Origin of the sequence: Enterococcus sp. C76, from assembly GCF_040886985.1 — a bacterium.
Taxonomy (GTDB): Bacteria; Bacillota; Bacilli; order Lactobacillales; family Enterococcaceae; genus Enterococcus_B; species Enterococcus_B lactis.
Genome location: NZ_JBFOEY010000002.1, coordinates 32791 through 51073, shown reverse-complemented (window position 1 = coordinate 51073; position 18283 = coordinate 32791). Strand labels below are relative to the sequence as shown.

18 protein-coding genes are annotated in these 18283 nt (G+C 38.0%); 10 read left to right on the top strand and 8 right to left on the bottom strand.

All coding sequences use genetic code 11. The features are described 5' to 3' along the window. Positions 1-27: 27 nt before the first annotated feature. Complete coding sequence (locus tag AB3I00_RS02740) at positions 28-1728, bottom strand: hypothetical protein (RefSeq protein ID WP_368024738.1); 1701 nt, start codon at positions 1726-1728, stop codon at positions 28-30. Between the two features lie 258 nt (positions 1729-1986). Between AB3I00_RS02740 and AB3I00_RS02735 the strand changes: the two genes are divergently transcribed. Together AB3I00_RS02735 and AB3I00_RS02730 are read left to right on the top strand one after the other, a co-directional pair. After that, the gene (locus AB3I00_RS02735) at positions 1987-3147 is read left to right on the top strand and encodes a class C sortase (RefSeq protein ID WP_202765246.1); all 1161 of its coding nucleotides are present in this window, start codon (positions 1987-1989) and stop codon (positions 3145-3147) included. A 15-nt stretch (positions 3148-3162) separates the two neighbouring features. Then, positions 3163-3606: a GNAT family N-acetyltransferase gene (locus AB3I00_RS02730; protein WP_002315937.1), complete on the top strand. Its 444-nt coding sequence runs from the start codon at positions 3163-3165 to the stop codon at positions 3604-3606. Positions 3607-3845: 239 nt separating this feature from the next. Here the strand turns inward: AB3I00_RS02730 and AB3I00_RS02725 are convergent, their stop codons facing one another. Further along, complete coding sequence (locus tag AB3I00_RS02725; RefSeq protein WP_002314051.1) at positions 3846-4376, bottom strand: phenolic acid decarboxylase; 531 nt, start codon at positions 4374-4376, stop codon at positions 3846-3848. A 104-nt stretch (positions 4377-4480) separates the two neighbouring features. On the opposite strand from AB3I00_RS02725, the gene AB3I00_RS02720 reads away from it, so the two are divergent. Beyond that, the gene (locus AB3I00_RS02720; protein ID WP_368024737.1) at positions 4481-5035 is read left to right on the top strand and encodes a PadR family transcriptional regulator; all 555 of its coding nucleotides are present in this window, start codon (positions 4481-4483) and stop codon (positions 5033-5035) included. Positions 5036-5191: 156 nt separating this feature from the next. Here the strand turns inward: AB3I00_RS02720 and AB3I00_RS02715 are convergent, their stop codons facing one another. After that, entirely contained in the window at positions 5192-5665 is a 474-nt protein-coding gene (locus AB3I00_RS02715) for a MerR family transcriptional regulator (protein WP_002293203.1), read from the bottom strand. A gap of 137 nt (positions 5666-5802) precedes the next feature. On the opposite strand from AB3I00_RS02715, the gene AB3I00_RS02710 reads away from it, so the two are divergent. The 3 genes from AB3I00_RS02710 to AB3I00_RS02700 all read left to right on the top strand — a co-directional run bounded on the left by AB3I00_RS02710 (position 5803) and on the right by AB3I00_RS02700 (position 8617). Beyond that, positions 5803-7275 (top strand): MDR family MFS transporter, encoded by a 1473-nt coding sequence (locus tag AB3I00_RS02710; protein ID WP_002293204.1) that lies wholly within the window; start codon positions 5803-5805, stop codon positions 7273-7275. Then, the gene (locus tag AB3I00_RS02705) at positions 7272-7982 is read left to right on the top strand and encodes a DUF4811 domain-containing protein (RefSeq protein WP_002293205.1); all 711 of its coding nucleotides are present in this window, start codon (positions 7272-7274) and stop codon (positions 7980-7982) included. The genes AB3I00_RS02710 and AB3I00_RS02705 overlap by 4 nt, the downstream gene beginning before the upstream one ends. Positions 7983-8332: 350 nt before the next feature. Next, positions 8333-8617 carry a DUF1905 domain-containing protein gene (locus AB3I00_RS02700; protein WP_002329606.1) on the top strand — a complete coding sequence of 95 codons (285 nt, stop codon included), beginning with the start codon at positions 8333-8335 and terminating at the stop codon, positions 8615-8617. 42 nt (positions 8618-8659) lie between these two features. Here AB3I00_RS02700 and AB3I00_RS02695 read toward each other — a convergent pair whose 3' ends face one another. The 3 genes from AB3I00_RS02695 to AB3I00_RS02685 are packed head-to-tail and all read right to left on the bottom strand — an operon-like array spanning position 8660 to position 11187. Then, a complete protein-coding gene (locus tag AB3I00_RS02695) occupies positions 8660-9079 on the bottom strand; it encodes a hypothetical protein (protein WP_002315934.1) in 420 nt (139 codons plus the stop codon). A gap of 1 nt (position 9080) precedes the next feature. Continuing rightward, the gene (locus AB3I00_RS02690; protein WP_002293209.1) at positions 9081-9665 is read right to left on the bottom strand and encodes a UbiX family flavin prenyltransferase; all 585 of its coding nucleotides are present in this window, start codon (positions 9663-9665) and stop codon (positions 9081-9083) included. A 46-nt stretch (positions 9666-9711) separates the two neighbouring features. Then, a complete protein-coding gene (locus AB3I00_RS02685) occupies positions 9712-11187 on the bottom strand; it encodes a UbiD family decarboxylase (RefSeq protein WP_002329604.1) in 1476 nt (491 codons plus the stop codon). Between the two features lie 180 nt (positions 11188-11367). Between AB3I00_RS02685 and AB3I00_RS02680 the strand changes: the two genes are divergently transcribed. After that, positions 11368-11679, top strand: coding sequence for a hypothetical protein (locus tag AB3I00_RS02680; protein ID WP_181046583.1), 312 nt, complete (start codon positions 11368-11370; stop codon positions 11677-11679). 262 nt (positions 11680-11941) lie between these two features. On the opposite strand, the gene AB3I00_RS02675 is transcribed toward AB3I00_RS02680, so the two are convergent. Further along, on the bottom strand, positions 11942-14278 hold the full coding sequence (locus AB3I00_RS02675; protein WP_368024736.1) for an ATP-binding cassette domain-containing protein: 2337 nt from the start codon (positions 14276-14278) through the stop codon (positions 11942-11944). A 141-nt stretch (positions 14279-14419) separates the two neighbouring features. Between AB3I00_RS02675 and AB3I00_RS02670 the strand changes: the two genes are divergently transcribed. Further along, positions 14420-15088, top strand: a complete 669-nt coding sequence (locus AB3I00_RS02670) for a response regulator transcription factor (RefSeq protein ID WP_368024735.1) — start codon at positions 14420-14422, stop codon at positions 15086-15088. A gap of 2 nt (positions 15089-15090) precedes the next feature. After that, the gene (locus AB3I00_RS02665) at positions 15091-16134 is read left to right on the top strand and encodes a HAMP domain-containing sensor histidine kinase (protein WP_025477355.1); all 1044 of its coding nucleotides are present in this window, start codon (positions 15091-15093) and stop codon (positions 16132-16134) included. Between the two features lie 233 nt (positions 16135-16367). Here AB3I00_RS02665 and AB3I00_RS02660 read toward each other — a convergent pair whose 3' ends face one another. Further along, positions 16368-17249 carry a LysR family transcriptional regulator gene (locus AB3I00_RS02660; RefSeq protein ID WP_002293221.1) on the bottom strand — a complete coding sequence of 294 codons (882 nt, stop codon included), beginning with the start codon at positions 17247-17249 and terminating at the stop codon, positions 16368-16370. A 161-nt stretch (positions 17250-17410) separates the two neighbouring features. Here AB3I00_RS02660 and AB3I00_RS02655 point away from each other — a divergent pair, with 161 nt between their 5' ends. After that, on the top strand, positions 17411-18139 hold the full coding sequence (locus tag AB3I00_RS02655) for a DUF554 domain-containing protein (RefSeq protein WP_368024734.1): 729 nt from the start codon (positions 17411-17413) through the stop codon (positions 18137-18139). Positions 18140-18283: the final 144 nt, after the last annotated feature.

The window sequence follows — 18283 nt, the reverse complement described above, 5'->3', positions numbered from 1 at the left end:
TTTGATTGGATGTATCATCCGTTTTGACTAAGCATGTAGATGCTTGTATCTATGATAAATAAATAAGCACAGCAAGGTAAACCAACCAATCAAAGTAAGAGAAAGAATGAAATAGAAATAGATCGGCGTTCGATAATGAAGCGTGAGCTCGTTGATCCCTTTTTGCTGATTCACGATTGGGGTCCCGATATCCGTTAATTCATAATCAGTCAATGTTTTTCCATTTTGCTGTAGTACAGTCCGATCATAAACGATAACAGGGATATGAACCGTTTTGTCCCCAGTATTTTTCCACTTGATTGTCAAAAGACCGCCTGGATGTGTTTTTATGAAAGTTGTTTCGTTTTCTAATATTTCTTCGTTATATCGGTCGTATTTGTTGTCTTTTGTCTCCTTATAGATTGGCAGATAGTCAGGGGTGGTTTTTTGGAAAACGAATAAGCTGGTAGACATATCTTTGCTGAAGAATGTTTTCCTTGCTTCTTCCGGTGTATCGAATAGATAAGTATGTCGACTGACAAATGTTTCATTCTCCCACTTTTCTAGATGCTGGTATAAGTTTTGGATCGTCTGTGCAGAAAAAATAAGAATACCCAATATACCTAAAAGACGGAACCACTTTTGCTCAGACCATTGATTTAGTGATAGGGCAAGGTAAAGCAGAAGCAATAGCGTAAATGGGACGAAAAATCGAAATGGAAATTGAATTAAGCTAATAAAAGGCACATTTTTTTCGATCAATGTCGTCCATGGAATCAAGCTAGTAGAAAGAAAAAAGAAAACAAGACTTGTATACAACACGATTTTTTGGAACAAGGTGTTCTTTTGTTGAAAGAAAATAAAAAGCAAAAAACCTGACAATATCAATAACGGAAAGGCTTTAGGATAATGAAGCCAATAACTGCCATCCAGGTCGATCGCCTTTTGACTCATTTCTCTGTTAACAAAGGGAGGAAGAATCTTATTCCCGCTGTAAACAATAGCCAGTCCTGCCCAAATATTTGCTGTCAGGACAAAATAAAGCAAGACCGACTTGATCAGTTGAAGCAGTGCTTTTCCTTTTTCAGTCTGGTTAAAAAAGTAATAAAGATAAAAAGGAATATACATCAAGGCTAACATGATCGAAGACAGTAGATGAATCTGCGTCATAAGTCCAACTGAGATCGCAACTTTGATTACAGGAAACTTTTTATGAAGGACGAAATCAACAATAGGGATCATGCATAAAGGATAGAAACAAGTCCCCCAACTAGTGAATCCTTGATTGATAGACCAATATTGAATAGAATACGTACTCATGAATAAAACGGCTACTGGTACACTTACCCAGTTCCGAACATTGACATATCTCAGTAAGATCAGCATAGAAAATCCTGAAATAAGATAAAGAATAAAATTTGAAAGAATCTGATAGTGAAACCAACTACCTGCAAGCAACACGATCAATCCTTGTAAATAAGCAAAAAATGGGCCGTAAACGGCGTTAACGATCCTACCGCTTTGCTGGAATCCATAAAGGGAAGGAAAATAGTGGAAATCCCCATGTTTGATTTGTTGCGCAGCATCGTAGAACCGATTGTAATGGAAGGGAGCATCAGCACCCAAAATTAGTTTATGTGTGAATAAATGAGGCATGAGAAATGCCAAAGCAATGAAAAAAATTGCTAAAAACGGGCCATATTTTTTCAATTGTCGAACTCCTTTGCAAACTTTAGATAAATTCATCATATATCCTATGCGGTAGGGAGGCAAGAAATTAGAAAATTCATGAAAATATTTATGAATTTTACAAGAAAAACATAAGTGAAATTTCTAAGGAGAGAGGATGTGGCAAAGCCATGTCGCATTCCTTGTTTTGAGTCAAAATTTTCTTAATACTCGAAACAAAGTAGCTTTTTCACAATCTCATCGGCTTTCATTTTCTATTTTTTTCCTGAACCCATATAATAAAAGAAAGAACAAAAAAACTTGCAAGGGAGGACGCATGTGAAGCAGAGAAAGCAAAAACAGTCTCGTCGGCTTTTGTTTCGTTTATTTTTATTGATATGTATCGTCGTAGGGTTACTAATCGCTTTGTATCCATTTTATGTGGATTCTTTAAATAGTCTTATGGATCAAAAACGAATGGAACAAGTACAAAAACGAACCGCAGCCGAAAATGAAGCGCAGCGAAAGAAAATGGAGGAGCAAAACCAACGATTAACTGACCAAGGATTCAATCCTGGGGCTGATCCTTTCGATGAACAGAACAGAAATGAAAGCACGACATCCAGCCAATTAGAGGAATGGCTGATTGGAAGTGTCAATATACCTAAAATCCAAATAAATATTTCACTTTATGACCGGCTTAACGGCATGATTCTTGAGAATGGAGCAGGCGTCTTACAAGGAACTTCTTTCCCACTTGGTGGAAATTCGACGCATTCAGTGATTTCTGCTCACAGCGGGTTACCCAATCGACGATTATTTACCGAGTTAGATCGTTTAGAACACGGAGATACGTTTATTTTGACTGTTTTGGGGGAGAAATTGGCTTATCAAGTTGGGAATATACAAGTGGTACTGCCAGATGACACGTCTGTTCTAACGATTGAAGAAGGAAAAGACTTAGTTACCTTGCTTACATGTACACCGTATATGATCAACACGCATCGTTTGCTAGTGACGGGACATCGGATTCCTTATAGTGAATCGGTAAAAAACGAAGAAGAAAAAGGAAATCAGGAAAGAACTTTGCGACAGTTGCTTATTCTTGCAGGAACGATAATAGCTGTAGTCATACTGTTACTGTTTATTGGTCGACTGATTTATCAGTATCGGTTAAGTAAAAAAGTGCTTGATTTTTCATTTATTATAAGTGATTCAGCAGGAAATCCAGTAAAGGGTGGCTCATTTATTTTGAAACATAAGAAAAAAACACTTACTAGAAACGGTGTGCCGTTTTCAGTGCAAAGCGATCATTATGGGAAAGTCAAGCTGGATCAATTGCCTGGTGGGACTTATCGAATCGTGTCAGTTGATGATCCTAAAGTCGCTGCTTCTTTTGGTATCAGAAAATTAAAACAAGAAAAGATGTACTTTTTTGAGGGGCGAAAACTGGTGAAAGAGCTTCAAAAAAATGGTTTTTGGTTTAAACTCAATGACTAAGTAAGGAGAGAAAAAATGATTCGTACAACAACAGAATTGTCTGCTGAAGAACTGGAAACTGTTCTATCGATTTGGCTGCATGCTAATTTGGATTCTCATGGATTCATCTCACCAACTTATTGGGAGAGTCAAATAGAATCTGTTAGGAAAGCTTTGCCAGAGGCAGTGATTTACTTAGCAGAAATAGATCAAGAAATCGTCGGTTTTGCTGGGGTGATCGATCAGTTCATCGCAGGGATTTTTGTAAAGAGGGAATATCGGCAACAAAAAATCGGTACGCAACTAATGAAAAAAATAAAAGAAACCAATAAAACACTGACTTTGACAGTCTATCAAAAAAATCAATCAGCTATTCATTTCTATCTTTCACAAGGCTTTGCAATTCAAATACTGCAAAAAGATGAAGCAGTAAATGAGGAGGAGCTTGTGATGCAATGGAATCAAACCAATGATTTTTGATGAACAGAGTAACGAAATAATGCTCCCAGCCTAATTTTTGCTGGGAGCATTATTTCATTTTGAAGTCACTAATTTAACTGTGTGAAGATGCAGTTGTTACGATCTTTGATAAACGGTGTTCAATCAGCTGCTTCTCGGTAATAAGCCCACTAGCCTAGAAAATATGAAAAGCTATTTTCTGACTAGCGTTCTTATTACTCAAAGCGTAACGCTGATTTCACAACCTCTCTTTCACAACCTTATTTTACTCGTTTATAATTTTCATCGAAGTATTTTCCGCTACGGATATCATCAGGCATGCCATCATATGGCGCTTCACTAATGACATCTTCATTGTCTATACCTGCATCACCCATATAAGTGATGGTAGCAAATTCAGGAACAAGTAATTTTGGATAAGTTTCATATTTTTCACGAGCTGCTTCCATTTCTGCGATATGTTCATTTTGGAAAGTAACAGTGATTTCTGGATGTTCTTCAACCCATTTAGGGAAAAAGATCATTCCGTGAAGTTTCTTTTCATTTGGCATAAAGTCTAATGCCACGTCTGTCCCTGTTGGTTCTGTCCAAGTAATTTTGAATACGCCATCTGTCAATTTAACGATATCAGCTTCTTGGTCTTTTACCCAACGACCTTTGACCATTCCGCCGTGGATACGGTAATCGACAGTATGGTCATTTTTTGCATACCATTCATATTCCCAACCGTTGTCATACGTATAAATAAAGTGAGTTCCAATAAAATCTTCCAATTCTTTAAATTCTTTCATGATTAAACATCTCCCTCTAAATTAAAACATGTAATAAACTACATGTTTTTGATTACTCGTTTATGATAGAATGGATTTAAAGATTTGTCAAGGAGGAAAAACTGATGGCAAGAAAAAATACACTTCGCTATATTTTATTAGGGTTATTAAGTAAGAAGCAGATGACAGGATATGAATTGAATCAATCATTCAAAAATGAAATAGGAGAATTTTGGCAAGCAAAACATAGTCAGATTTATCCTGAGCTGGCAAAAATGGAAGAGCAAGGAATCATTCAACATCAAGTAGAGATCACAGGCGAAAAATTGGAAAAAAAAGTTTATGAATTAACAGAAGAAGGGAAGGAACAATTAGCAGAGTGGATTCATACACCGACCAATGAACTGCCGGTTAATCGAGACGAATTCGTTTTAAAATTGTATTTCGTCAAAGACGTGAATGATCCGGCATTAGTAGAAATTATCCAGCAGCAGCGTGATCTTCATGAAGAAAAACGCCTTCATCTATTAGAGCGAAAAAAAACAATCTTTCCTACAGAAAAAGACAAACATGAAAATTACGGACATTACTTGATTTTAGCGCATGCGATCAATCGGGAAACAGAATATGCAAGTTGGCTGACAGATGTATTGGAAGAAGAAAACAACCGAAAAAAATAAACTAAAAAATATCCGAACAGTGATGGATGCTTCCTTTCTATATGAAAGAAATGCAGATCACCGTTCGGATATTCTTATGTTCAAACAGGCTTTTTCTAAGTGTTATATGTATCATCTACTTTTTAAAAAGTCTGATGTTTAGGAGATTAGCGGAGCTTAGAGTTCTTTTAACAGCTGCTCGTAGTCAGCTTTTTCATCGACAGGAAGGAGTTTGTAAGACAATTCGTCTGTCTCGTTGTCATGAATGATGTACATCTTCGCATTCTCTTCTTTGAAGTTGCCAATTTGTAAAATCGTATAGCGTTCGTCGATCAATTCGATATCTTTGATTGCTTTTGAAAAAACTTTGCGGACATGATGCATTTTCTTTTGTCGGATTTCTGCCTTTTCTGCAGCTTTAGATAAGGTAAATCCGTCATCTAAGTATTTTTTGATCAGTTCTACTTTTATAACTGTAGGCAAACGATATTTTCTAGGACAATTCGCATCAGCTTCGATCGAACGAATGAATCCCTTTTGTTCCCAATACCTTAATTGACGTGGAGACACACCGACGATATCACTTAATTCACTGATGCCAACAACCAATTGATCGTTTTCCAACAAACGTTTAAGGGAAGCCCCAACCATTTTTGTCACTCCTTTTGTCCTCTTACTTTCCTTAATTATATCTGTATTAACTAATGTGTCAAGTAGGTTGACAAATGGCGGATTTAGGACTAAAGTATTCTAGTAGTTTCAGAAAAAATTCAGAAAGAAGGAGAAATATGAGTAACAACCAACCCGTAGATATTTACGGAAAACCATATAATCGGACACTTTTAGTTGTTGTCTTATTAATTGGTACATTTTGTACCGTTTTGAATCAGACCTTATTGACGACAGCTTTTCCTACATTGATGAAAGCTTTCGATATTTCAGCGTCTGATGTGCAATGGTTAACGACTGGTTTCTTGCTAGTCAACGGGATCATGATCCCAATAACAGCATGGCTAATCAATAAATTCAGTTCAAGAAATTTATATCTTTCTGCCATGACGATCTTTTTGATCGGAACGATTACTTGTTTTACAGCACCTAATTTTAGTACATTACTAATCGGTCGCTTAATCCAAGCTTGCGGTGTGGGAGTATCGATGCCATTATTGCAAAATATCATGTTGTCTATTTTCCCACCAGAAAAAAGAGGATCAGCAATGGGGATGTCAGGAATCGTTATTGGGCTTGCTCCTGCTTTAGGCCCTACATTATCTGGTTACATCATTGATAACTACCATTGGCGTGACTTGTTTGGTATGGTACTACCAATCGTTGTTCTTGTCTTGGTTTTAGCATTCTTCCTAATGAAAAGTGTTATTCCATTGTCAAATCCTAGCATTGATATTTTATCAGCTATTTTGTCAACGATTGGATTCGGTAGTTTGCTTTACGGATTTTCTAGTGTAGGTGATGATGGCTGGGGAAGCTTGAAAGTAATTGGTTTCTTAGTCGTTGGTGTGATTTTCATCGCCTTGTTCTCATGGCGTCAATTACATTTGGAACATCCATTCTTGGAGCTTCGTGTATTCAAATCATCTACATTTACGATTGCAGCTGTTTTAGCCGGTGTAACGAATATGGCGATGGTAGGGGCAGAAATGGTCGTGCCGTTGTATATCCAAAACATTCGCGGAGAATCAGCATTCCATTCTGGCTTGATGTTGTTGCCAGGTGCTTTGATCATGGGGGCTATGATGCCCGTTACAGGTGCGATTTTCGATAAATACGGCGCGAAACGTTTAGCCATTACAGGGATGTTCATTTTGACAGCCGCAACTGCACCATTTGCTTTCTTGACAAAAACGACTCCAGTTTTATATATCGTGATCCTTTATGCGATCCGTATGTTTGGGATCTCCATGGTCATGATGCCGGTAACGACTTCTGGTATGAATGCATTGCCAAATAACTTGATCAGTCACGGGACAGCGGTAAATAATACATTCCGTCAAATTGCAAGCTCGATCGGTACAGCTATTTTGATCAGTGTGTTGACGAATGTGACAAAAGCAAATATCCCAAGCAAATCTGTATTGGACAATACACCATTAGCTTATAAAGATCAGGCAATCAATGCCACACTGTCAGGTTACCATGCCGCGTTTATCGTAGCGATCATCTTTGGGATCCTTGGCTTTATTATTGCCTTTTTATTGAAGAAAAAAGAACCTGTTCTAACGAAAGCGGGGGATAATGCATGATTATTGGAGTTTTGATTGTCAGCTTGCTTGCTTTTGCTTTAACGAACGTGTTCGCTAAAAAAACATGGCAAACCTTTTTATCTTTGATTTTCGGACTAATCTTCGTCGCTTCACTAAGTTTGATCGTCGCTAATTTGTCCAATCACTTTGGAATGGAAAAAGTAACGGAAACGAAAACAGAAAAAATTGTTTCCAGTGCTGATTCCCAAGGAGCAGATATGCTTTTGTATAAAGCTTTAGGGAATGGAAAAGAAAAAGTGTATCTTTACCGAACGAATGAAAAACAAGAGAAACCAAAAGCAACTGGTACGGATAACGAAACAAATAAAGTAGAAAAGACAGACGGCGATGCTGAAAAAGTGACGAAAACTACTTATTGGGAATACAAAAACGACATGTATAAATTCTGGTTCAATATTGCTGATAACAATCACGAATATGACAGCCGAGTGAATACATTCAAAATCCCAGAGACATGGGTAGAATTAAGTACGGACCAAGCATCCAAGTTAGCTGAATTAGTGAAGAAACAGCAAAGTACGATGGAAAGTGAAGCAAAAGCTTATGTGCAAGACGGTATGGTAAAAGCAATGACTGAAAATCCGCAAATGAGCAAAGCAGAACAAGAACAACGTACGAAAGCCTTAACTGCTGAATTCCAACAACAAGCATTCGCGAAATTAGTGAAAGAAGCAAAAGGCGAATAATATTTTGAACACCGTGTAGGAGGTTGTGAAAAAGCTGCTCTGCATCAAGCAGTAAGAACAAGCAGAGAAAAATAGCACGCCATATTTTTCATCTGATTGGGCTTAGTGCTGTAGATGCAAGCTTTTGAACACCGTTTAAGGAAGAGGTTGTGAAATCAGTGTTTTGACCTGAGTATTAGAGAAAAAAACGGAAAAATAGCTCCTCATATTTTGCCGTTTTTTGAGCTAATGCCGAGGGTCAGCTGATTGAACACCGTTTATTCAAAAAAAGGGAACTGCGACAAGACTTTTGTCATAGTTCCTTCTTTTTTTGCTATGCTATACTAGATGTAAAAAATAGGAGGAATAAAATGAGGAAAACTTATTCTTTTGAATCAAAAATCTATGCTTCCGAAGTCGGCAAGGGTGGCGCATATATTGTTTTTCCATATGATATAAGAGAAGAATTCGGTGCTGGAAGAGTGAAAGTCCAAGCAACTTTTGATAATGTGCCGTACGAAGGCAGTATCGTGAATATGGGCGTGAAAAATTTAGATGGTTCGGTCTGCTATATCCTTGGACTACGAAAAGATATTCGTAAAAACATCGGAAAAGATATTGGTGATATCGTAGCAGTTACAGTGAAGCAAAAATAAAAACAAGAGGTTATGACAAAAGATGTGTCACAACCTCTTCTTTCATAATGGTTTTTCACCATCTTTATAATAAACGGGTTCTTTGATATGGAAATCTGTTTTTTCCAACCAATCTAAAATCTTGTAACCTAACTCTTCTGACATCGGAAAAGAAGCGTTGATTTGTGCATTGGAGATATGGTCAACATGGATACCGGAAGTGATCGTACAGCTTCCTGGAACGGCATTTTTGATGACCACAGCTATTTTTTCGGCTAAGACATCGTCTTTGTGGAAACGACCATCGTGGCTAGGGAAACGTACAGTTTGGATCTCTGTATCACGAGAAAATGTAGTGACTGTTCCGATATGTGGTGTATCTCCGCCTGTTAAAGTAATCAATAAGTCTTTACCGATTACTTTAACAGCGGCTTGGATCGTGAAACCTAGTTTTGTTACTTCAACTATCGTTTCTTTTTCCATATTAATCACCTTGCCAACGTTTTGAATGTTCATTTACAATCCCAAATTGATCCAAAAGTTTCATTGTATGGTGATCAACAAGATCTTGGATCGTTTGAGGCTGATTATAAAAAGCAGGGATCGGTGGTATGATTTGCACACCTAGTCGTGCTAATTTAGTCAAGTTTTCCAAGTGAATGGCATTTAATGGCGTTTCACGAGGGACAATGACTAACTTTCGTTGCTCCTTCATTGTTACATCAGCAGCACGTGCAATCAGGTTGTCGCCTAAACCAACAGAGATACCTGCGACTGTTTTCATACTTGCCGGTACGATGATCATTCCATCGGTCAAAAATGATCCGCTGGCGACAGCAGCACCTAGATCTTTGTTTGAATAATGGTAATCAAACAGGCTTTCGAATTCATTTAGGGATAAGTCGGATTCCAGCTTTAAGTTCTGTTTTGCCCATGGACTGATGATTCCGTGTGTTTCTACCATCGGATATTCTTTTAGTTTCTTCACTAGGTTGATGGCATAAATGGTGCCCGAAGCGCCACTTACACCAATCACGATTTTTTTCTTCCGTTGTGCCAATTGTTCCATTTTCCGCACTCCTTTTTATGATGTCAAAACAGTTGCAGATCATTCATTATTTCAAATATTTTTCCCAATCTTCTACTTCTTGGAATTTTGCACGTACAAAATGTTCTTTCATATCGAAAGGAACTGTACCGTCAAAGATAGTTTTTGCACTCATCCCACGGAAACGAATAGAGCCAGGATTATATTCTGGTAATTCTGATGGGTCCAATGGATGGTTTCTCATTCCTGGGAGCACAATAATGTCTTTATCTCCTTGGAAACGAGTGTTGAAAGTCCAAACTACATCGTTCATGTCGAAAATATCAACATCTTCATCGACTAAAATGACTGTCTTCAATTCTTTGAAGGCTGATAAGGCAAGAATAGCTGCTTGGCGTTGAATACCTTCATCCGCTTCGTTTTCTTTACGAATCTGCATGATGGTCATCAATTTACCGCCACCTGCAGGAGGATTGTAGACATTTACTACTTTTCCTGGAATAGCTTTATCAACCAAGGCAAGAATACTTGCTTCTGTAGGAATACCGGCCATAGATACGTGTTCTTCACTTGGACCAATTGTTGTTTGCATGATTGGATTGTCTTTTCGATGAGTAACTGCTTTGACTTTTACTACTTGTACAGCTGGATTAGCATCCCCAGTATAACCAGGAAATTCTGGCATTGCTTTCCCTGAGTTCGTGTTGATATCTTCTTGCATTGTTTCATTTGGCATGATTTCTGCTTCAATGATGAATTCAGCACGAGCAATACCCACTTCATCGACTGCTACACCATCAACGATTTGAATAGGTTCGTTACGCAAAGCTCCTGCACACCATAGTTCGTTGTAGCCAAGTGGAGTGGTAGGTGGTTCGAAAGTCGTACCAATGGCAATTGCTGGATCTAAACCAATATTGATAGTGATAGGCATTGGTTTATTCAATGCTTCAAATTGTTTTTGGAAGTGACCAATGTGGCGCCCACCAGGCATGATGTACATACCGATCGTATCTTTGTCTTCTAGGACCATACGATGGATCGTTACATCGCTCATTGTTTTTTCTGGATCTGATCCTAAGACTACACCCATCGTGATGTATGGACCTGCATCTTCAGGAGTATTTGTAGGTGCAGGCAAAATGTTGCGAATATCGAAGTCTGCATCGGTAGCTAGATGAACGACTTCTTGTGCTGGAGCGTCTGCTTTGTCTACTTTCACAGGTTTGATTGGATTTTCTACAGCGTCTTTCAAGAAACGGCCAAGTGTTCGATAATCATGGTGCAAAATTTCACCTACACGTTTACGACTAGCCATTGTCCCGATGTTCACACGTGTGCCGGGGAAACCTTTGATATTGTTGAAAGTCATAGCTGGTCCTTCTTGAGTCGGACGTTTTACTGTACCGCCAGCACCGATATAACGGTAAACACCAGATAATTCTGCTTCAGGATCGATTTCAATATCTGTTTCGTGATATTGACCTGGAAGTGTTTTTAGTTCTTCGATGACTTTTCTTAAATCATACGGTTGATCTGTCATGAAAAATTCCTCCTTAGTTGTCTTTACCTATCTATAGTAAAAGGTACAAAGGAGGAAAACAATTCAACTTGTTTGATAAAATATTCCTTAATGGAATGGATACGGTTTTTTGATAATAGAATAAATTATGATATACTTACAACAATAAGAAAGCGCATACTAAATGCTAATGGAAGGAAAGTGAAAAAAATGGAGGAGTCATTTCCTAAAGCAGTAAAAGTAGAAAATATAGCGAATATTTTGAAAGTTACATTTGAAAACGGGGAAGTAAAATACGTGAAATCTCATTGGACAGAAGAGATAACCGATGCCTTGCAATTTGGAAAAAAAGGAAGAGGAAAAAGAAAAAATCTTCTCGCTCTTTCTACTAATATGTGGATTGGGACTGAAGTAACGATTGAAGCAGATGGAACAGTATTCATAAATGGAAAAGACAAATATACACCGAAAGAACTGTGGCTCGAGGGGGAAAACCATATTCCAGAATTATAATAGGCAAGAGATTGTGACAGAAGTGGTCAGCTTCAAGAAATAAGAAGGAATGTACGAAATTTGCTTCTCAAATTTTTGTGACATTTCGGCTTATTTCCGAAGAAGTTACTTCAGGAATACCGTGAATCAGAGGTTGTGACCGAGGAGTTGGAAGGAGAACGCCGTTTATCGAGAGGTTATGAAAAGCTGTTTATTCAAAAAAATGGGTTGTGACAAGAATTTTGTCACAACCCTTTGTAGTAATTGGAAAAAACGAATAGCTTTATTCTGCACGCAAAGCGATAGCGGCGTCTTTTTTCGCTGCCATTCGTGCAGGAAGATGACCGCCAAGCATCGTCAATATAGTAGAGACGATCACTAGAATGACTGCATGGACAGGATTTAGTTGCGCAACATTTTTTAGATCCGTCATGTTGTACAAGATGCTATTGATAGGGAATGTAGCTAGCCAGGCAATAAACACACCTAGTATCCCAGAAGAAATACCTAAAATACACGTTTCTGCGTCAAATACGCGAGTGATGTCTTTTTTCCGTGCACCTAAAGCTTTTAGTACACCGATTTCTTTTGTCCGTTCAATCACAGATGTATAAGTAATGATACTGATCATGATCATACTTGTTACTAAAGAGATCCCTGCAAAAGCAATGAGGACATAAGTGATAGCATCCATCAATCCGCCAGTCAGTTCAGTCATCGTTCCAGCTAAATCAGTATAAATGATTTTATCTTCATCTGATTTGCCTTTATTGTAATCATCTAAATAATCCAAGATTTTTTCTTTGTCTTCAAAATTGTTCGGATAAATCATGATACTTGAAGGCAAGCTGTCTCCGCCTAAATAACTAAGCAATGTTTGTTTGGCATTTTCGTCAACTTTTTCAGTAGTTAAGACATTTACATCACTGTCTTTTTGGGCTTTGACGATTTCTGATTCTTTGTTCTCATTGACGATTTGAGTCGTTAATTGATCACTATAAGCGATTCCTGGCGATAAGAGATTCATTGTAGAAGAAGACTTCACGCGTAGGATTCCTGAAATCTTCAATTCATCTGAAGAATTCTGATACATCGAATCATAATCTGTATTAGGAATGAAATTCCCAGTTGGAAGTTTTGTATAGTAAGTATTGTTGTTTACTAACTTGAATGTTGTACCGACGATATCATCGAAATCAAGTTTTTCGTCTTCCTTCACATCAAATCCAAGATTTTTCAATGCATTGATATTAGTATTATTGTTGCCGTCTACGATCAGCACGACATCTGTTGCTGAGGCTGGATAACTTCCGGCAAGTAAAGAATAATTGTCTTTTAAAAAGTTTTCTTTGCTAGTGTCAAGCTGTGTAGGGAAACTTGACACTCCCACACCTGTCATTGCTGACATCGTACTAGACAAGGAAAGAGATTCCGCATCAGGGTTTTGATTCGAGAAGCTGACAGGCTGTACTTTGCCATTTACATCACGTAAAAGATTGATTCCTGTTGTACGAGTAAACCCAATATTATTACTTAAATTAGGATCGATGCCTGTTACATAATCGACGTAGGTTTGATCGATTTTATTCGTATGCTGTGCTTTGTCTTCTTCGCTAACTTTTGCTGTGATCGTTTTGCTGTCTGGATACTCTGCTTTGCTTGCACCTAATCCAGCATCGTCACGGGTCTGGTTAGTCGTTACCTTAGAAATAGTGATCGGAAATTTCGCCATCGTTTCAGCTTGCGTGTTATCGATTTGCTTTTGGAAACCAGAAGAAAGGGAAAGGACGATCGCGATTCCGATGATCCCGATACTGGAAGCAAAAGAAGTCAAGAAAGTACGTCCTTTTTTTGTTCGGATATTGTTGAAAGAAAGCTTCAACGCTGTCCAAAAACTCATCTTCGTTCTGCGTAGGTTAAATTGATCATCTTTTGGTCGTTCGATGTGAGGATGGGAATCCGTTAAGATCTTACCATCAGAAAATTCAATGATCCGGTCTGCATATTGATTGGCCAGTTCAGGATTATGTGTGACCATGATCACTAATTTTTCTTTCGATAACTCTTGGATCAGTTCCATGATCTGGATACTTGTTTCTGTATCTAAAGCTCCGGTTGGCTCATCACACAAAAGGATATCTGGATCATTGGCTAGCGCTCGAGCGATTGCTACCCGCTGCATTTGTCCACCAGATAGCTGATTTGGCTTTTTGTGCATATGATCTGTCAAGCCGACCCGATGCAAGGCATCTTCTGCCCGTTTTCGTTTTTCGTCTTTAGAAACACCACTTAATGTCATCCCAAGTTCAACATTTTCAATAATGCCTAAATGACCAATCAAGTTATAACTTTGGAAAATGAACCCGATAGAATTGTTTCGGTAGGCATCCCAGTCGTTGTCTTTGAAGTCTTTAGTAGACTTTCCGTTGATCACCATATCACCGGAATCATAATTATCTAGTCCACCAATCACATTCAGCATAGTCGTTTTACCAGAACCGCTAGGACCTAAAATCGCTACGAATTCTTTTTGTCTGAAAGCGACAGATACACCATCCAATGCTTTAGTGGTGGTTTCGCCGACTTTATAATATTTTTTTATATCTTTTAATTGAAGCATAATCACCCTTCTCCCGTATTGAAATATTCGGTATACTAATAAGTATATCAGAACAATGATCGTAGTATACAAAATAAATGTTAACTGAAGATGAACTGCAAGAAAAAATCTAGAAATTTTTCAAAAAACAGAGGGAGAACAATGAATCGTATTTTAATAGTAGAAGATGATCCGCAATTACAGTTGCTTTACCGTTCTGTGTTGGAACGAGCGGGCTTTTCAGTCATCACTGCATTGAATGGAGAGGATGCGCTGAAAAAACTAGAAGCGACACGTATAGAATTGATCATTACAGATATCATGATGCCGAAAATGGATGGCTATGACTTGCTAGACTCATTACGTAGCACCAGATTTGACACACCTGTTCTGATGATTACGGCAAAGGCCGATTTTGAGGATAAGAAACGCGGGTTCAAACTAGGAGCAGATGATTATATGACAAAACCCATCGATGTCAATGAGATGATCCTACGTGTGGAAGCATTGCTTCGACGTTCAAAAATCAATTACAGCAATAGCTTGATGATTGGACAAACAAAATTAGAGCTGGATACTTATACAGTGTTACAAGATCAGCATTCGTTGATTCTGCCTCAAAAAGAATTTCTGCTTCTGTATAAATTACTGTCTTATCCCAACAAGATCTTCACTCGCCAACAGTTGATGGATGACATTTGGGGATTAGATACGAATACAGAAGAACGAACGATTGATGTACATATCAAACGTTTAAGGAGCCGTTTTGAAAAGACGGAAGATTTTCAAATCATGACAGTACGGGGACTAGGCTATAAGGCGGTTATTTAAAGATGAAAAAAAAGCTATTTTCACAATTATGGATCTATTTTGCCAGTATTGTCTTCATTTCGATCTTAGTGACACTGCTGTGTTTTCTCGGTTTTATTTTCTTATTGTCTCGGCATTCTATCTCACCTGCTGAATCGGCTGGAAAACCAACGCTATACCCGTTATTCGTCTTTGCAGGGTTCAGTATGATCGTGGGTACAGGAATATCGATTTTTGTTGGGCGGCGTATTCTGCATCCAATCAGTGCACTAGGGACAAATATGAGTCTGGTAGCAACGGGAGATTTTTCGATTCGAATGGATGAGCAGCAGAAAGTAGCAGAAGTACAGCAACTGTATAAAGATTTCAATGTTATGGTCCAAGAACTCAATAGTATCGAAACATTGAGGAATGATTTTGTGTCCAGTGTATCCCATGAATTCAAAACACCATTAGCAACGATCCAAGGATATGTACAATTGTTACAAGCCCCAAATCTCTCTGACGAAGAACGCCAAATATTTTTATATCGGATTATCGAAAGTATCACGCAACTTTCACAATTAACAGAGAATATCTTAAAATTGAACAAACTGGAAAACCAGCGTATCCAACTGGAAAAAAAAGAGTACCGATTAGATGAACAAATTCGAGAAGTAATCGTTTTTTTGCAGCCTAAATGGGAGAAAGAACAGCTAGAATTGGATATCGAACTGGCTGCAGTAAATTACACAGGCAATGAAGAGTTTTTGTACCAAGTGTGGTTGAATATTATGGATAACGCCATAAAGTACAATCAAGTCAATGGACAGATTCATATCAAACTATTTGAGACAGCCACAGAGATTGTACTGGAAGTGACCGATTCAGGTGTAGGAATGAATGAAGAGACCAGAGATCGAATGTTTGAAAAATTTTATCAAGGAGATACAAGCCGTCAAATTTCTGGGAATGGGCTAGGACTTTCACTGGTCAAAAAAATTCTAGAACTGCATGATGGTCGTATTGATTATAGCAGTATCGAAGGAGTAGGAACGACAGCAATGATACGGTTAAGTAAACAATAGGAAAAAGAATAAAACCCCCTAAAAATTCGATTGAAGGTTTTTAGGGGGGGAGTCGTTTTTTTGTGATTAGGGAAATGTTCTTACGGTTCTTTCGACATAAAATCGCTGCTTTCTTATTGAACTACGAGAAATGATAGATGTGTCATTGAAACAAGGATATGATGCAAGAAAGAGAGCGAAAGTCATGAGTCGCTCTCTTTTTTGGATGGATTGATAGACAGAAAATGAAGGGCCTAGTTCTCTTCTTGTTTCAAATACTCCCAAAATGTGTCTGAAGCCAAAGAATGTTCACCGATTTTACGCGTAAATGCGAGATAACTTTCTTTTGTTGGAGAGATGGGGAGGATCACAGTATTTTCTTTTAACAGATTTTTGACTGTTTTTTCCATAACAATAGCAATCCCCATGTCATTTGCAATCATATTGATGATCAAGTCGGTCCTAGATCCTTTATAAGAGATTCTCGGTTCAAATCCAGCTTCGCGACACAAGTCCAGCACAGGTTGATACAAGTTCGTAGTAGGGCCAAGAACCAAAAAATTCTCCTTTTTCAGTTCACTTAGATCCAATTTCTTTTTAGCAGCTAAAGGATGGGTTTTAGGCAGAACTGCTACAAAATCGTCTGTTTCAGTAGGTAGCCACTCAATCGAACTTGGTGGGGCCTGGAAGCTTCTGGCAAAGTGGATCGTATCACTATGTTCATTTGTATCGTCGTAAGTCAGTTCGATACTTTCCACTTCTTTCAACTGGACCGTAAATTCAGGATGACGTTTCAAAAATTCGGTAATCTTGGAAAAGCCTTGGTAATTGATCATGGTTGGTATCGTTAAGATATTTAATGAAAGATTGTTTTCTTGCGTATAGGTTTCAAGCACTTCTTGCATGGCATGGTATTGTTCTACGACATTTTTTACATAAGGGAGCAATAAGCTTCCAGCTTCGGTCAACTCGATTTTTCTATGGGCACGTTCGAATAATTTGACGTCTAATTCTGTTTCTAACGAAAGAATCTGTTTAGAAATGTTTCCTTGGGTGGTGAATTGTCGTTCAGCAGTTTTGGTAAAATTCATCGTTTCGGCTAAATCAAGAAAAACTTCAAATTTATGGATATCCATCATATTCCTCCTACTTATTCCAATAAAGAATACTTTAACACAAAAAATGAATTGGTGTAACCTACTCTGTCTGGTACAATCTTTCTTGCAGTGAAAGCAGTGATTGCAGAAAATTTTCTGTAATAATTTTCGCTTTATAGAGAAAGAGAGGAGTTTTTTTGATGCCAACTGGAGTTTTGATCAATGTAGGTTCCGTTTTGCTTGGCGGACTAATTGGCGGATTAGTAGGAAATAAATTAAGCGAACACTTTAAAGCGCAGCTGACGATGGTTTTTGGTGTGTGTTCAATGGGGATGGGTATCTATTCCATTGCGCCAATGAAAAATATGCCAGCTGTTATTTTTGCTTTGGTGATAGGAACAGCGATTGGACTGATTGTTCATTTAGGTAATGGGATTAACAAGGGCGCTGCGTTGATGCAAGTGCCTATTTCTAAAATCTTTCCTAGTGAAAAGCTTGGTATGACCCACGATGAATTTATCAGCACATTAGTGACGGTCATTGTTTTATTTTGTGCAAGTGGTACGGGAATTTATGGAAGCTTAGATTCTGGGATGACTGGAGATAGTACGATTTTGATTTCTAAATCTGTCCTTGATTTTTTCACAGCAGCAATTTTTGCATGTAATTTAGGATATGTCGTTTCCGTAGTAGCGATTCCCCAATTCATTATTTTTTATATCTTGTTCTTATTGGCAAAATTTATTTATCCATTGACTACACCAGATATGATCTTAGACTTTAAAGCTTGCGGTGGATTCTTGATGGTTGCTACCGGTTTTAGAATGATCAACGTGAAAATGTTCCCAGTAGCTGACATGATACCAGCGATGATCGTTATCATGCCACTAAGTTGGATGTGGACGAATTGGATCATGCTACTGTTATAATAATAATCAAAGAGAAGCCATTTTTTGCTGACTAAAAGGGATCAAACCTTTTAGTCAGTTTTTTTGTATTTGACAAACTGATTTTGAAACTATATTATATGATGTATAATATAGATTGTAATAAAATATTACACTTGAGAATAG

What these genes read in the sequence shown, in the direction of transcription:
- AB3I00_RS02740 (WP_368024738.1), bottom strand. Translation starts at nt 1,728, where the DNA reads ATGATGAATTTATCTAAAGTTTGCAAAGGAGTTCGACAATTGAAAAAA.
- AB3I00_RS02730 (WP_002315937.1), top strand. Translation starts at nt 3,163, where the DNA reads ATGATTCGTACAACAACAGAATTGTCTGCTGAAGAACTGGAAACTGTT.
- AB3I00_RS02725 (WP_002314051.1), bottom strand. Translation starts at nt 4,376, where the DNA reads ATGAAAGAATTTAAAGAATTGGAAGATTTTATTGGAACTCACTTTATT.
- AB3I00_RS02720 (WP_368024737.1), top strand. Translation starts at nt 4,481, where the DNA reads ATGGCAAGAAAAAATACACTTCGCTATATTTTATTAGGGTTATTAAGT.
- AB3I00_RS02715 (WP_002293203.1), bottom strand. Translation starts at nt 5,665, where the DNA reads ATGGTTGGGGCTTCCCTTAAACGTTTGTTGGAAAACGATCAATTGGTT.
- AB3I00_RS02710 (WP_002293204.1), top strand. Translation starts at nt 5,803, where the DNA reads ATGAGTAACAACCAACCCGTAGATATTTACGGAAAACCATATAATCGG.
- AB3I00_RS02705 (WP_002293205.1), top strand. Translation starts at nt 7,272, where the DNA reads ATGATTATTGGAGTTTTGATTGTCAGCTTGCTTGCTTTTGCTTTAACG.
- AB3I00_RS02700 (WP_002329606.1), top strand. Translation starts at nt 8,333, where the DNA reads ATGAGGAAAACTTATTCTTTTGAATCAAAAATCTATGCTTCCGAAGTC.
- AB3I00_RS02695 (WP_002315934.1), bottom strand. Translation starts at nt 9,079, where the DNA reads ATGGAAAAAGAAACGATAGTTGAAGTAACAAAACTAGGTTTCACGATC.
- AB3I00_RS02690 (WP_002293209.1), bottom strand. Translation starts at nt 9,665, where the DNA reads ATGGAACAATTGGCACAACGGAAGAAAAAAATCGTGATTGGTGTAAGT.
- AB3I00_RS02685 (WP_002329604.1), bottom strand. Translation starts at nt 11,187, where the DNA reads ATGACAGATCAACCGTATGATTTAAGAAAAGTCATCGAAGAACTAAAA.
- AB3I00_RS02675 (WP_368024736.1), bottom strand. Translation starts at nt 14,278, where the DNA reads ATGCTTCAATTAAAAGATATAAAAAAATATTATAAAGTCGGCGAAACC.
- AB3I00_RS02670 (WP_368024735.1), top strand. Translation starts at nt 14,420, where the DNA reads ATGAATCGTATTTTAATAGTAGAAGATGATCCGCAATTACAGTTGCTT.
- AB3I00_RS02665 (WP_025477355.1), top strand. Translation starts at nt 15,091, where the DNA reads ATGAAAAAAAAGCTATTTTCACAATTATGGATCTATTTTGCCAGTATT.
- AB3I00_RS02660 (WP_002293221.1), bottom strand. Translation starts at nt 17,249, where the DNA reads ATGGATATCCATAAATTTGAAGTTTTTCTTGATTTAGCCGAAACGATG.
- AB3I00_RS02655 (WP_368024734.1), top strand. Translation starts at nt 17,411, where the DNA reads ATGCCAACTGGAGTTTTGATCAATGTAGGTTCCGTTTTGCTTGGCGGA.